Source organism: Methanobrevibacter sp. DSM 116169, from assembly GCF_046197865.1.
GTDB lineage: Archaea > Methanobacteriota > Methanobacteria > Methanobacteriales > Methanobacteriaceae > JAHKLT01.
This window is the reverse complement of record NZ_CP166990.1, coordinates 989,631-1,004,135: the sequence shown is the minus strand read 5'-3', so window position 1 is coordinate 1,004,135 and position 14,505 is coordinate 989,631. Positions and strand designations below refer to the sequence as shown.

The 14,505-nt window shown below is 22.3% G+C and carries 14 protein-coding genes; 8 read left to right on the top strand and 6 right to left on the bottom strand.

Going from position 1 to position 14,505, the window contains the following annotated elements; genetic code table 11:
- Window positions 1–5 precede the first annotated feature (5 nt).
- Window positions 6–1,448 carry an ATP-binding protein gene (locus tag ACA134_RS04980; RefSeq protein WP_409199324.1) on the bottom strand — a complete coding sequence of 481 codons (1,443 nt, stop codon included), beginning with the start codon at window positions 1,446–1,448 and terminating at the stop codon, window positions 6–8.
- A 253-nt stretch (window positions 1,449–1,701) separates the two neighbouring features.
- Between ACA134_RS04980 and ACA134_RS04975 the strand changes: the two genes are divergently transcribed.
- From ACA134_RS04975 to ACA134_RS04965, 3 genes are all read left to right on the top strand, one after another.
- Entirely contained in the window at window positions 1,702–1,926 is a 225-nt protein-coding gene (locus ACA134_RS04975) for an AbrB/MazE/SpoVT family DNA-binding domain-containing protein (protein ID WP_409199323.1), read from the top strand.
- Complete coding sequence (locus ACA134_RS04970; RefSeq protein WP_409199322.1) at window positions 1,923–2,324, top strand: PIN domain-containing protein; 402 nt, start codon at window positions 1,923–1,925, stop codon at window positions 2,322–2,324. The genes ACA134_RS04975 and ACA134_RS04970 overlap by 4 nt, the downstream gene beginning before the upstream one ends.
- A 379-nt stretch (window positions 2,325–2,703) precedes the next feature.
- Entirely contained in the window at window positions 2,704–3,219 is a 516-nt protein-coding gene (locus tag ACA134_RS04965) for a hypothetical protein (protein WP_409199321.1), read from the top strand.
- Between the two features lie 69 nt (window positions 3,220–3,288).
- Here ACA134_RS04965 and ACA134_RS04960 read toward each other — a convergent pair whose 3' ends face one another.
- From ACA134_RS04960 to ACA134_RS04950, 3 genes are all read right to left on the bottom strand, one after another.
- The gene (locus tag ACA134_RS04960; RefSeq protein WP_409199320.1) at window positions 3,289–4,170 is read right to left on the bottom strand and encodes a hypothetical protein; all 882 of its coding nucleotides are present in this window, start codon (window positions 4,168–4,170) and stop codon (window positions 3,289–3,291) included.
- Window positions 4,163–4,654 carry a hypothetical protein gene (locus tag ACA134_RS04955; RefSeq protein ID WP_409199319.1) on the bottom strand — a complete coding sequence of 164 codons (492 nt, stop codon included), beginning with the start codon at window positions 4,652–4,654 and terminating at the stop codon, window positions 4,163–4,165. Before ACA134_RS04955 ends, ACA134_RS04960 begins: the two co-directional genes overlap by 8 nt.
- A gap of 1,239 nt (window positions 4,655–5,893) precedes the next feature.
- A complete protein-coding gene (locus tag ACA134_RS04950; protein ID WP_409199318.1) occupies window positions 5,894–6,853 on the bottom strand; it encodes a Kiwa anti-phage protein KwaB-like domain-containing protein in 960 nt (319 codons plus the stop codon).
- 882 nt (window positions 6,854–7,735) lie between these two features.
- Between ACA134_RS04950 and ACA134_RS04945 the strand changes: the two genes are divergently transcribed.
- From ACA134_RS04945 to ACA134_RS04935, 3 genes are all read left to right on the top strand, one after another.
- Window positions 7,736–8,050 carry a nucleotide pyrophosphohydrolase gene (locus ACA134_RS04945; protein WP_409199317.1) on the top strand — a complete coding sequence of 105 codons (315 nt, stop codon included), beginning with the start codon at window positions 7,736–7,738 and terminating at the stop codon, window positions 8,048–8,050.
- An 11-nt stretch (window positions 8,051–8,061) separates the two neighbouring features.
- Window positions 8,062–9,927 (top strand): DNA/RNA helicase domain-containing protein, encoded by a 1,866-nt coding sequence (locus ACA134_RS04940; RefSeq protein WP_409199316.1) that lies wholly within the window; start codon window positions 8,062–8,064, stop codon window positions 9,925–9,927.
- Between the two features lie 103 nt (window positions 9,928–10,030).
- Entirely contained in the window at window positions 10,031–12,058 is a 2,028-nt protein-coding gene (locus ACA134_RS04935; protein ID WP_409199315.1) for a DNA cytosine methyltransferase, read from the top strand.
- 2 nt (window positions 12,059–12,060) lie between these two features.
- Here the strand turns inward: ACA134_RS04935 and ACA134_RS04930 are convergent, their stop codons facing one another.
- Both ACA134_RS04930 and ACA134_RS04925 read right to left on the bottom strand, forming a co-directional pair.
- Complete coding sequence (locus ACA134_RS04930) at window positions 12,061–12,846, bottom strand: hypothetical protein (RefSeq protein ID WP_409199314.1); 786 nt, start codon at window positions 12,844–12,846, stop codon at window positions 12,061–12,063.
- A gap of 11 nt (window positions 12,847–12,857) precedes the next feature.
- Window positions 12,858–13,595 carry a hypothetical protein gene (locus ACA134_RS04925; protein WP_409199313.1) on the bottom strand — a complete coding sequence of 246 codons (738 nt, stop codon included), beginning with the start codon at window positions 13,593–13,595 and terminating at the stop codon, window positions 12,858–12,860.
- Between the two features lie 270 nt (window positions 13,596–13,865).
- On the opposite strand from ACA134_RS04925, the gene ACA134_RS04920 reads away from it, so the two are divergent.
- On the top strand, window positions 13,866–14,024 hold the full coding sequence (locus ACA134_RS04920) for a DUF3892 domain-containing protein (RefSeq protein ID WP_409201068.1): 159 nt from the start codon (window positions 13,866–13,868) through the stop codon (window positions 14,022–14,024).
- A 202-nt stretch (window positions 14,025–14,226) separates the two neighbouring features.
- A complete protein-coding gene (locus ACA134_RS04915; protein ID WP_409199312.1) occupies window positions 14,227–14,382 on the top strand; it encodes a hypothetical protein in 156 nt (51 codons plus the stop codon).
- The last annotated feature ends 123 nt before the right edge of the window (window positions 14,383–14,505 follow it).

Below are 14,505 nucleotides of genomic sequence, written 5' to 3'. Positions count from 1 at the left end.
TTTTTCTATAAATAAGAAAATGTTAAAAGAGGAATATGTAGTATATCATCTTCAAAACTTATATTTGATTTTCTATTTGAAATTAAAATACCATAATCAGAATCATAGTTATTTATAGCTTTAGTTAATTGACTTTTAGTTTTTTTACCTATTCCTACTTCAATTGGTATAATTTTATCTAAATTTTTAATTAAAAAATCAACACCACCCTTATTTGCATCATAAAATAAGCCTAATGAATTATTAGATATTAATTTTAACTTATATAATGATGAAATAACTAAAGTTTCAGCTAGTGCACCTAAACATTTCTTATTAGCAATATCATATCTACCAATTTCATAATTAATTGATGCTTTAATGGATGGGCTTAAAAAGAAATATTGCCAAGGTTTTTTAACAATCTTAGAACCAGTACCATAAGGTGTTATAGGAAATATTAATTGAGTTTTCTCTAAAACATTTAAAATATCATTTACAGACTTTGGTGAGACTCCTAAAATTTGTGAAAGCTTAATATTTGATGTTGCACCAGGTTTTTGTAAAGCAAGATATGTAATAATATTTGATATTACTGTATTTGTTGATGTATTAAAGTTTTTAATAGATGGAATATCCTTTTCAACTATTCTATTTGTAATTTCAACAGTTTTTTTATGAATTTCATAATCTTCAAGATCTAATGCAAAAGGAAAACCATATGAAAATAAGAATTTTTCAAGTTCAATATTTGGATCATTATTTAAATCAAATAAAGATTTCTTAATTTCATTTTCTTTATTAATAGTTATTTCTAAATCTGTTCCTTTTAAAATTAGATTTTTTAATTCTTCTGATATTTTAGGGGAATTTAAATCATATTTTAGAAGCAAATATTCTGGAAAATTACATGGAAATATTGGCTCTTTAACTACTCTTCGAACTGTATCAACATTAAGCTCTAAATCTAGTGCAGAAGAACCAGTAAAAATCATGAAAATATTTTTACTCTTATCATAAATTAATTTACCAGCTAATGCCCAAGATTTATCAAAATGAGCCTCATCAATAAGTAAAAAAATCTTTTTATCAAGATCTACTAAAGTAGTTTGATGCATATCTTTTAAGAAAGTTTCAATGCAACTATAAATATCTCCTTTAAAGAAATTATTAAGCTCATTAATATCTAAATATAAAATATTTGAATTTGGAATGTTTTTTTGGCTTATAAGATATTCATAGATTTGTAATAAAATTGTTGTTTTACCTACTCCTCTTAAACCAGGCATAATAATGAATCTATTTTGATTTGAGCTTTCTAGATAGTTATCTACTCTATTTTTAATTCTATCATATTCAAATCTATGATTAAATGCTTTGTCATTTTCTTTTAAGTTATTTTTAGCTAGTAAAGAGATTTCTCTTTGTTTTGCAAAAATATAGTCTGTTAGTGTTTCTTCTAGAACCATTTTTTACACCATTTTTATATACATTTCTATATACATTTCTATATACATTTCTATATATTTAAATATATGCATACTTATAAAGAGTTATATATTTTTGTATATGTAGTTTTTAACAATTTTTTTATATATTTAAATATATGAATATTTATAAAGAGTTATATATTTTTGTATATGTAAAATTTAATTATTAGGTATTAATTAAAACCTAATATTTTTATACTACCTAAAATATAATAAATATTAGGTGTTTGTAATGATTTCAACAAAAGTTTATAAAGGATATCAAACTGTTATACCTGCCGAGATAAGGAAGGAATTTGATATTGAAAAAGGCGATATTTTAGAATGGAATACAAATAATAAAGATGAAATTTCATTTAAAGTTAGAAAAAAGAGACAATTTAAAGATATTCGAGGAATTATAAAATTAAATGAAACAACTAATGCAGTACAATTAAAAAAGGAGCTTTATTTATGAATATATTTTTGGATAGTTCTTTTTTAATTGCATATGCTATTGAAATTGATGCTCATTACAATCGAGCAATAGAATTAGATGATGAAGGAATTTTCATAAATGATTGTTATATTAGTAATTTAGTTATTAATGAAGTTATAACAGTTGTTGGTAATAAAAGTAGTTTTGATATAGCTATTCAATTATTTGATGTAATAAAAGATAACTGTACAATATTAAATGAATTCGAACTATCAAATTTTAATAATATTGTTATTAATGAATATTCGAAACATAATGGTAAGTTATCTTTTACAGATTCATCTATATCTGTTTTAATGAAAAATTATAATCTACAAAAAATTGTATCTTTTAACAAAGATTTTGATAGAATAGATCATATTTCTCGAATCTATTAGTTTTTATTAATTTTAAATTTTTTTAATTATTTTTCATGATTTTTTAAGCTATTCGAATTTTTCGAGTAACTGAATTTAAATTTTTATTTTTCAACTATTTGATTTTCTTCAATTGTTGAAATTTTATTTTTATTAATTTAATTAAAAAAAGTAATACAGTACTATTTCAAGTGTAAAATATTTATTTTTTTTATTTTTTAAAAAATTCTTCAAAACATAGCTAAATTGATTGTGTAGTCTATATGCAGTTGTGTCATTTTAGTGTTTTTAACAAGTTTTGATTTTGCTATTTTTATAAGTTCGTTAAACAGTAGAATAATGTAAATTCAATCCCAGTGATTGATAAATTTTATATATTTGAAATGATAAAAATATAATTATGAAAGTAAGAGATGAAACTGAAACAAGAGATCGAAAAATTGCACGTCTCAAAGATGAAGGTTATACTCTTAATGAAATTTATGACATGGGGTTTAAAAATTTATCTGGAAATGATTTAAGTCATAAATATATACAAGAATGTATTAAAAAATACTCTCAAGTTAACTATTATGGTACAATAACAGATTCTAAGCTATTAACTATTAGAGATCTAGAAAATATAATTAAAGAACCAGAATTGAAAGATAAAATACTTAAAAAAAGAATAAAAAATTATTATTCTTCAATAAATCAAAAATATTTAAACAAAAATCCACATAATAAAAGATATGAAAAAGGAAAAGTTCGTGCCAGTGTTTTAAAACGTGATAATTATGAATGTGTTAAATGTGGTTCTTTTTTAGGTTTAGAATGTCATCATGCAGTGTTTAAAGACGACTATGTTGATATTGATGAAGAGATTAATTGTTGCGAAACTCTTTGTTATGATTGTCATAGAAAAATTCATGATTAAATCAAAATTTAATTATTAAAATAAGAATTTTAAACAAATTATTATATTTTTATAACATTTTAATATTAATTATATAATAGAAAATTTAATTTTAGTTATATATTTATAATATTCAAATCCAGTAATACTAGTAAATCTAATGGTGAAATATATTATTAAAGGATTATTAACAGCAATAAATTTATTTAAAAATTCTTTTGGTGTAGGTAAATTGTTTTCAAATATTATATTACTAATTTTTCCTTCATGTATTTCTTTATCTTTTGGAATGTATAAATCCATTTCAAAGATTTTTTCTTCTTCTGATTCAATTAAATCAATTTGGATTTTATCATAAAGAAATATTTTAGCAATATTTTCTTCAAATATTTCCCAAAGTGCCGATTTTTCGTTGATAGTTCCAGATAAAGAAATGGCTTCTAATTCAATATTTTTAATAGGAAAATTTTTTTTATTAATTAGTTTTAATTGAATTTTATTATTTGTTCCACATTTTAAATTATGTGATTCAAATTCTTCTAAAATAACATTAGTTAATTTATATGAAGAAAAATAAAGATTTCTAACATCAATGTTATTATTTGTCAAAACGAAAATAAGAAATTCTTCATTATTTCTGCTTTCGTGGCATTTTGAACATAATAATTCATTCGAATGTAAAAAAACGGGCAAATGTTTATTTAAATCGTTTATAAAATGAGTACACATTTTTTTGTTTTCTAAAAATTCATTTTTTGGAATAATTATCCATCCTTCTTGTGATTTTCCTGCACCAAACATCGAATGATTAATTTCTTTTATTAATGTATCTCTTTTTTTCATAGATACTAAACCATCATGTTCAATATGATCATCACAACATCTTGTATGTAAAGTTAAACCGCATTCTTCGCAAAAATAAAAATATCCATTTTTTATAGAACCTTGACATTTATTGCACAATTCAAACATACATAGCACCTATTAGTAAAACAATTATGGATAATAAAATAACTATACATATTACTATTAATGTCATTGATTTTTTTAATTTTATAGCATTTTTATTATTAATTTTATTATTTATATTTATACATGTTATATATTTATCAATAATATCTTCTTTTTCACATTCGCAAAGTTCTTTTTCTAAAATATTTGAATCAACACTACCAATAGGATAGCAAAAATTTGAAACTTTTAAAATACTAATTGACAAATAAGATACAATACTTAATTTAATTATTAGAATAATCATTAAAAATGCGATTAATAAAATATACGTTGTAAACATTGCTTTGTTTAATAAGATATTAATTAATATTTCAAAAAAAATAGTAAAAATTAAAATTATTATTCCTAAAAGATATGAAGCTTTAGATTCCAGTGACTGTTTTCTATTTTCTTCTCTGGTAAAATGTGAAACAACTTCATTATAAATATCATTTTCATCCATAATTAAATATATTAACTTAATTTATATATATTTAACTAATCTTTTATATGAATGGCTTTGTTGAAATCCTAATATTTTTTTAGAAAATTTTTCTTAATTTTGAAATAAAGGTTTATTAATTCGTTAAATATTTATATTTTTATTTTAATTCAATGGTTTTAAAATTAAAAAAATATAATTATTAAAACGGAGAATATATGCCATATAAAACCTAAAAAAACACGTATTTCATTTGATAGTTTGATTTCAAAGCAATTAAATCTTTTGAATTTTGGCTTTAAGGCCAACAAAAAATATATTTAAAAATAAAAAATTGCCATAAATTGGTTTAAATGAAAATAAACTCTAAGTTTTATTATTTTAACAAACAATTATGCTAAAATTGGTTAAATAGATATGAGGATTATTTTTTCAAATGTTTATATTTACAACAATTCTATTCGCAATTTTAGCAGTGAAAATTTATTTAAAATTAACTAATCATGAAATAAGTTTCATAATAGACTTATTTAATAAATTGAATAAATTTTCGCATATAAAAAGAGCACTACAGTACACAAATTGCAAAAATTCTTTAAAAAAATACTAACAGAAGTTTTTAATAAAATAAACCATTAATTCTAATAGAAAATAAAATCAAACCAAAAATCATAGCTTTAGATGGAACACAATTTACTAATAATAATTCTGATAAGTATTATGTTCAAATACTGAGGACCGAAAAAGTTAAAATCATATTGTCATTGATGTTGAATTTCGTTTAATTTTAAATTATCAAACACAAAAGACCATTTTACGATACACAATTGCAATAAATTCAATTAAAACAATAAACCGCATTATATAGTTGCAGACAGAGCATATGATACATAACCAATAAGAAAATAGATAAATAAGAAATTGGTGCTTTCGACTAAATACCATTGAAAAAAAAGCTAAAATGGAAAATACGGACTAAATAGTTCAACAATATTTTGACATATAATTTACAGAAAAAGAAATAATGTAAAAAGCATTTTCAGCGTGATAAAAAGATTATTCAATGACATTATCAAAGTAGAAGCACAAAACTATCAAACAAAGAAACCAAACTTAAAAAAAAACAATTTATAACATATATAGACTAACTAAAAAAATGATTTCTACAAAGTCCTTATTTTTAAATTTCACATCACTTAAATTTAATTAAAGTAATATTATTAAAATTGTATGACTTTTGTTATAACAATAGTGTTAAAATCAATTATTTGTACGAGTTTTTCCATGTGTAGTCCAATTGTTATTTGTAAGTGGATTTATATTATAATCTTCATTTAACATATATAATATTTTTCTAATATTTTCTTTAGAATATCTAATTGAACCATCATCTTCTGTTTCAATTAAAACACCACATTCTTCATAATTCCTATCAATATATTCTTGTGTTAAATAGATATGATTTCCTATATTTAATATTTTAATCAATCTTTTCATTTGAGTGGTATTATTATTTATTTCTTCGAATATATTATTAAAGATAGCACGAGTTTCATCATCCAAATCAATTTGATTAATAATTTCTTGAACTTTATGAACAATAGTATATTTAATGTTAAACATTGATTCAAATCCAGATTTAGATATAATATATATTAATTGTTCTTGGTTAACTTGAAATTCATTTGGAATAAAACAAATTCCATCCATTTTATTATCAATTGTAATAATATTATCATTAGCTAAGTGAAAGTTTCCATCCATACCAAAAAAATTCATAATACCTGAATTAGTTAATAATTTTCTATTTTTCATTTTATGGAATGAGAAAATATTTCCCTGATTATTACGTTCAATTTTAATAATAAACCCCCAAATTAAGTGATTTTCATTTACTCGTTCAAGAGCAAAAATTAATGGGTCATGATTACAACCATTTATAAATTCATTGAAAAAAATTAACTCATCACTATTTATTTCTTCAACAAGATAGTCGATGGGAGGATTGACTGGATCATAATCTAATAATTGGTAATCTTCATGTTCATAAATTTCATTAAATGATGCAGATATATTATTCATCAATTCTATACAAACATCTTCATCCATATTAACTGAAAAAATATCATGTTCTGTTGATTTATTTTTATGTCTAGTTAATACAAATAATGAAATATTTTCAGCATCAATATTGTTTAATTCATTATAAATTTGATTCATAATATTATTATGTTATTGCATTATAAAATAGTATCTATTATTTAATTTTATACAATCCTTGAGTAATTTTATTTATTTTTATGACATTATTTTTTTTTATTGGCTTTTTAGACATGATAATTATTGTATTTTCAAATTCATCAATAATTTGATAAAATTTTATATGAAAAAATGTCAATAAAGGATTAAAATATAATAAATTAGAATTAATATGAACAGAATAAATAATTGACATAATAATAATAAAACATATTATTCCTTTAACCGTTAATAAATTAAATACATCTGTTGATAAAATAGCAATGACAAATGGTATTAAATAATTTAAAATATCTGATGTTTTGTTTTCAACTGAAATAACTGTACGAGTGTTTTTATTAAAAGTTGCAGATTTAAAATAAAACAGAATAAATATTATATTAGATAAAATTGAAATTAGCAGAAAAAATATTGAAATTAAATTTTCAATTGAGCAAAAAGATACATTAAAATTACAATATATTATTGATATAATAATAAAAAGAGGAGAATATGCACTTAAAAATAGCATAATTTTAGTTTTTTTATTCATAACACTCATTTTTTATTTTTCATTTTCATTCTATTTATTAATTGGGGTATGAAAATTATTTATGAATATTAATTTTGGGTAAAAAAATAATCTCCACATTTTTTATATTAAAAATTGTTAAGAATATTATTGAACAAGTTAGTTGTTATTTTTTAAATTTTTGTTATTAATTAAATTATTTTAATTTATATCCTAAATTACTAAATTAATCTTCAATTATTTTAAAAAATAAAGAAAAATCTCTATAATAAATTAGAATGCAAAAAATCATTTTATTAATTTTTAAATATCTGATTATCTATACTAATATTATGGATGAGGTAATAGAAAATTTACTTACTTTTCAAAAAGAAAGAAATTGGAAAAAATTTCATACACCAGAAAATCTTGCAAAATCAATAAACATAGAAGCGAGTGAATTATTAGAACATTTTCAATGGAATAATAACTATAATCTTAACGAAGTTAGTGAAGAATTAGCAGATGTATTAATTTACTCTTTTTTAATGGCTGAAACACTAAATTTGGATATTAAAAAAATAATACTTAATAAACTTCAAAAAAATAAAGAAAAATACCCTATTTCTAAATCAAAAGGAAATTCAACTAAATATACTAAATTTTAGAGGCTCCATCAATGCTGGTTTATAATGCTACTAAACATGATTTTATTAATTCTGTTGTAAATGATACAATTGTAGATGATATATATTCTAAATATCAAGAATTTATAGGAAGATCTAATAAATCTCAAATAAACTCTTGGAAAAATTCTATGGAATATATGTATAAAGTATTAAATTTAGAAGATATTCCATCTAATGCAGGTGTTGCTATTGAATTTACAATTCCTTCTACCTCTAAAAGAATTGATTTTATCATCTCAGGTTATGATAAAAATAAGAAGGATTCAGTTATTATTATAGAATTAAAACAATGGGAAGAAGCTGAAAAGGTTGAAGGTAAAGATGGAATTGTTAAAACATATGTTGGTAAAGGTTTAAGAGAAGTAACTCATCCTTCTTATCAAGCATGGTCATATGCATCTTTACTTGAAGATTTTAATCAAACAGTTCAAGAAAATTCTATTTCTCTTTATCCTTGTGCATATTTACATAATTATAATATTACAAGTAATGATCCTATTTCTGATGAAATTTATTTAGAATATCTTAATAAAGCACCTTTATATGGAAAAGGTGATGTTTTAAAATTAAGAGAATTTATTTTAAAATATATTAAATATGGAGATAATAAAAACATTCTTTGTGAGATAGAAAATGGTAAAATAAGACCATCTCAAAGATTACAAGATGTTTTATTAAGTATGCTTAAAGGAAATTCTCATTTTGTAATGATTGATGAGCAAAAAATTGCCTATGAGTTGGCAGTTGATATGGCTCATGAGTCCTTTTTAGATGAGAAAAAACGAGTTTTAATTATTGAAGGTGGACCTGGAACTGGTAAATCAGTAGTTGCAATAAATTTACTTGTAAATCTTATAAATGATGAATTATTAACATTTTATGTTACAAAAAACAGCGCTCCTCGTAATGTTTACTTTGAACAATTAAAAGGAACTTATACTCAAAAAGAAATTAAAAATTTATTTAGATCTTCTGGAATTTTTCATGAGTCTGATAAAAACGAATTTGACACTTTAATTATTGATGAAGCTCATAGATTAAATGAAAGGTCTGGTTTTTTTAAAAATATGGGTGAAAATCAAGTGAAAGAAATCATAAATGCATCCAAATGTTCTATATTTTTTATTGATAATAATCAAAAAGTTACCATCTCAGATATAGGTAGTGTTGAAGTTATTGAAGATTATGCTATTCGAGCAGGAGCGGAATTGCACCATATACAATTGGAATCTCAATTTAGATGTAATGGATCTGATGGATACTTATTATGGTTAGATGATGTTTTACAAATTCAAGAAACTGCAAATTATGATGGATTTGATTATGAATATGATTTTCAAGTAATTGATAATCCTGAAAAATTGAAAGAAATGATATTTGAGAAGAATAAAATTAATAATAATTCTAGAATGCTTGCAGGATATTGTTGGGATTGGTTAAAAGAAGAAAGAAATAATACTAAAAGTCCTGATGTTATAATTGATGATTTTTCAATGAGTTGGAATTTAGATAATACTGAAACATGGGCAATTGATGAAGATTCAATTCATGAAATAGGTTGTGTTCATACATCTCAAGGTTTAGAATTTGATTATGTTGGAGTTATTTTAGGTGAAGATATTAGCTATAAAGATGGTAAAATATTAACTGATTTTAACAAAAGAGCTAAAACAGATCAATCATTAAAAGGTATTAAAAAATTATATAAAAAAGACTCTAAAAAAGCTTTAGAAATTGCTGATGAAGTTATTAAAAATACATATAGGACTTTGATGACACGTGGAATGAAAGGATGTTATATTTATTGTGTTGATGAAGAATTACAAAAATATTTTAAAAATTGCATAATGAAATAATTAATTATAATAATAAAATTGTAATGTATTTGAAAAAATTTATTAGAAAAATACTTAAAATATTTAAGATAAAGAATATAGAAGAATAAATATGAGTGAAATAATGAAATCTAAATTAACAGTTATTGATTTATTTTGTGGAATAGGAGGATTTAGTAAAGGATTCGAAATGGCTGGTTTTGATGTTATATTGGGTATAGATAATTGGAATATAGCATTAGATACTTTTAAAAAAAATCATAATAATACTAAAATTATCGAAGCCGACTTAACAGAGATAGATGATAAAATTTTTTATGAATATGAAAATAAAATAGATGTTATAATTGCTGGTCCACCATGCCAAGGCTTTTCAATGTGTGGTAAAAGAGACACTGATGATGAAAGGAATGAATTATTTAATGAAGTTATAAAAGCAGTTAAAATAATTAAACCAGAATTTGTTATTATTGAAAATGTTGTTGGATTATTATCTATGGATAATGTGAATGGAGAATCCGTGAAAGATATTATTAAAAAAGAATTATGTGATTTAGGATATGATGTAGAATATTCTACCTTAAATGCAGCTGATTATGGTGTTCCCCAAAACAGAAAAAGAGTTTTTTTTATAGGATCAAAAAATAAAAAAGTAAATTTTCCTAAAAAGCTTGATAAAATAGTCACTGTAGGCGATGCTTTAAGTAATATTCCTGATGTTGATATTAATAAATATGATTCACCTAAAACAGAATTTCAGAAACTTATGAGTGAGGGTGAAAAAAATATTTATAATCATGATCCTATGAATCATAACAAAAATGTTTTAAATAGAATAAAACATGTACCTCCAGGAGGTAATTGGAAAGATATTCCTCCTGAAGTATATGATGTGAAAGGAAACCACAGTAATAACTACAAAAGATTGGATCCTAATAAACCTTCTATTACGATTAAACATGCAATAAAATCAATGATTATACATCCTAATTTTGATCGAGTTATAACTGCAAGAGAAGCAGCAAGGTTGCAATCATTTCCAGATTCTTTTGTTATTGAAGGCAATAAAACAGAACAACACCAACAATTAGCAAACGCAGTTCCTCCATTATTAGGCTATTCTATTGCAAACGAATTGATAAATGTTATAAATAATAAAAATATTGTACAAGAACAAAGTACACTATCAGATTTTTCGAATATTAAAAAAAATAAAAAGAAAATTAGATTCATTGATTTATTTTCGGGTATTGGAGGATTTAGAATTGCATTCACATCGATCGGAGGAGAATGTGTTTTTAGTTCCGATATAGATAAATGGGCAAATGAAACTTATTTTGAAAATTTTGGAATACATCCTGAAGGAGATATAGCAAAAATTAATGAGAAAAAAATTCCTGATCATGATATTTTATGCGCAGGATTTCCTTGTCAACCATTTAGTATTGGTGGATATCGAAAAGGTTTTTGTGATACAAGAGGAACTTTATTTTTTGAAATTGAAAGAATAATAAAAGAAAAAAAACCTGCTGCTTTTTTATTAGAAAATGTTAAAGGGTTAACTAATCATGATGATAAAAGAACTTTTGAAACAATTAAAAATAAATTAAGGGAACTGGGTTATATAATTTTTTATGATGTTTTGAATAGTAAAGATTATGGAATTCCTCAAAATAGAGAAAGAATATATATTGTTGGATTTAAAAATAAAAATGTTTCATTCAAATTTCCTGCACCAAAAATTTCAGATGTTAATGCATTTAATATTTTAGAAAAAAATGTTAAAAATCACGATATTTCTAATACTGCAACTAAACATTTAAAAAAACATTATGAGGAGTTATTATTAAAAAAACAAATAAATGAGAAATACCCATTATTTGCTTATGAAATAAGACCATCAAGGTGCTCATTTAGAAATGATGGATGTTCCCCATGCTTAACTGCAAAAATGGGTACTGGAGGCAATAATGTTCCTATTTTAGTTAAAGAAAACCGTAAGTTAACTACTAAAGAATGTTTGAGGTTACAAGGCTTTCCTGAAAATTTTAAAATAAAAGAAAATTATTCTCAAAGTTATAAACAAATTGGAAACAGTGTTTCAGTTCCTGTAATAAAGTTAATTGCTGAGGAAATTGTTAAATGTTTATAAAATCAATGTTTTTTTGGTTTTATTACTAAAGTATAATTTCCTCTGCTTCTTCCAGAACCTGTTGTTATATTAAAAGGAATATTACAATAGTTTTTTAATTTATCTTGTTCATATAAATAATAAACAGTATAAGGTTCTTTAAAATTACCTAATCCTTGAAAAATAAATTTTTGAATTTTTTCATTTTCATTTATGTATTTATTAATCATGCTTAAAGAATATTTCTTTATTATTTTTGAATTTTTTAAATCTAAATCAGCAATTAATTCCATATTTAATTTCAATTTATTATTGAAATATTTTTTAAAATTTTTCCAATTTGAATTCCAACCAATAATGACTGAATCATTTTTTTTCAAATCATTTTTGTTCAATGAATAAATAGATGCTCCTGCACCTAATTCATAAGATTTAAAAATTTTATTAAAAGTATTTGGAGTCATTTTTAATATTTGATAATTGTCGGATGTTTTTAACTTAACTGAAATTCCTGTTTTATCTACTGGAGTTAAATTATATTTAATTAAGTCATTTTCATCTAAACAATAATCTTTTTCTTTTAATAAATCATCATCAACATAGCCTTTTGAAATAAAAATATCTGCTTTTGGTTTAACTTTGCATTGACTAATTTCCCCAAATTGATGTGAAGTTACATGAATAGCATAATGATTATTGGAATCTAAATTTAATATATTCCACAAACTTAAATTCTTTTTTTTATTAAGAGTTTTTACAAAAGAAATTTCTTCTTTAGTTCCTTCCTCAGTACCTCTATTTGATCTCATAATATCATCTATTAAATCATTTCATCTAAATCTTTACCAATACTTCCCCATTTTAATTGAATTTCTCCTCGTTTTTGTTCTGATTTATTTCCTCCATTAATATTACGATTCCATGCTTGAAATGTCAATCTACCAACAGGAATTGGGGCTTTTTTTGATTCATTTATATCATCGCATAACCAATCTAATATGGTTTTAGAATCCACCACTTTTCCTGCATCAGGAGTCCCATAATAAATATAATCGGGCCTACTGTTGCTTTTAGCTCCTTTTATCACAAACCTTTCTATTAAATCTTTTTTATTTAAATAAAAAAATTTTTTAATGTTATCAACTACTTGAGGATATTTTTCTTTAATGGTGTTGGCTTTCATTCTGTCAGAGACTTTTCCAGATCCATTTAATGTTCCATCTCCCCAAATAAAAAATAAAATATCTTCGGATAATTGATTAGGAATATCATAATTGTCTTTTAAAAAGGTTATAAAATCATTAACTTTTTCTTGATGCACACTATTTCCTGATCCTTTTTTGACACTGATTCCATATTCTTGTTCGTTTATTTTAATAATCAAATCACTTTTATTAAAACCAGCTTTTTTAAAACATTCAATTTTTGTAGTGTCTTGAGGTTTATATTTAAAAACATTTTCAACAAAATTTTGAAGATTATTATTTAATGAACTGAATTTTTTATCATGTATATTGCTAATTAATAATTTTTCATTATTATTACCATCTTTTCCCATAATTATACCTCATTATATAAATATTAAATTTAATACTTTAAATTATTATATTTATACTATTTATTAACTTTAACATAATTATATTAATTGATAATTTATATTTATTTCATAAAATTACATAATAATCAAAGATTTTTACGCATTCTAATTTAATTGGATATCTTTTTAATTAAAATTTTTAAACACTTCATTTAATTATGGCATACAAATGCTTCTATTAAATGAGTAATAATTTCACATATACTCTAATTTTTCCCTTTATTATCGTTTATTTTTTCTGAATTATATTTTGATATAATTTTAAATAATAATTATAATTTAACAATTGGAGCAAAAGTCATTAAAGTGAAAATTAATGGTGGAAAATTTATAAAAACTAAAAATAATAATATTGCACAAGATAATTTAGAGAATTTACCTAGATTTTAGATTGATGATAAAAATAGTTAAAAAAAAATAATATGAAGACAATGAAAAATCAATTAAAATTTATTATCAAAATATTCCAAAAATATTTTATGAAAACTCAAAATATAATAAAATCTTTGAAAATTATGAAAATAATGCAAGTTTAAGACAACCTGATTTAGTTTTAGAATTTGAAAAATGTGGAAAAATTAGTTATAAAATTATGAAGTTAAAAAATAAAAAAGATAATTATATAAGAAATAGTGTTTATAATGTTTTAGGATATTTAAAAGATTTTGATGAAGTCCCATTTGCAAAAAATATCATTGGAGTAATATTGCTTGGAAAAGAAGGTAAATTAAACAAAAAGACTTTTTAAATAATTTAGATATTTATTAGAAAATTTTTGAAATAATTATGCATCGAGAATGCTATTCTTAAAGTAAATTTTGCTCGAGAATTTGTCTTAAAATGGGCAGCAACTGTTTTTAAAAAAATTTGA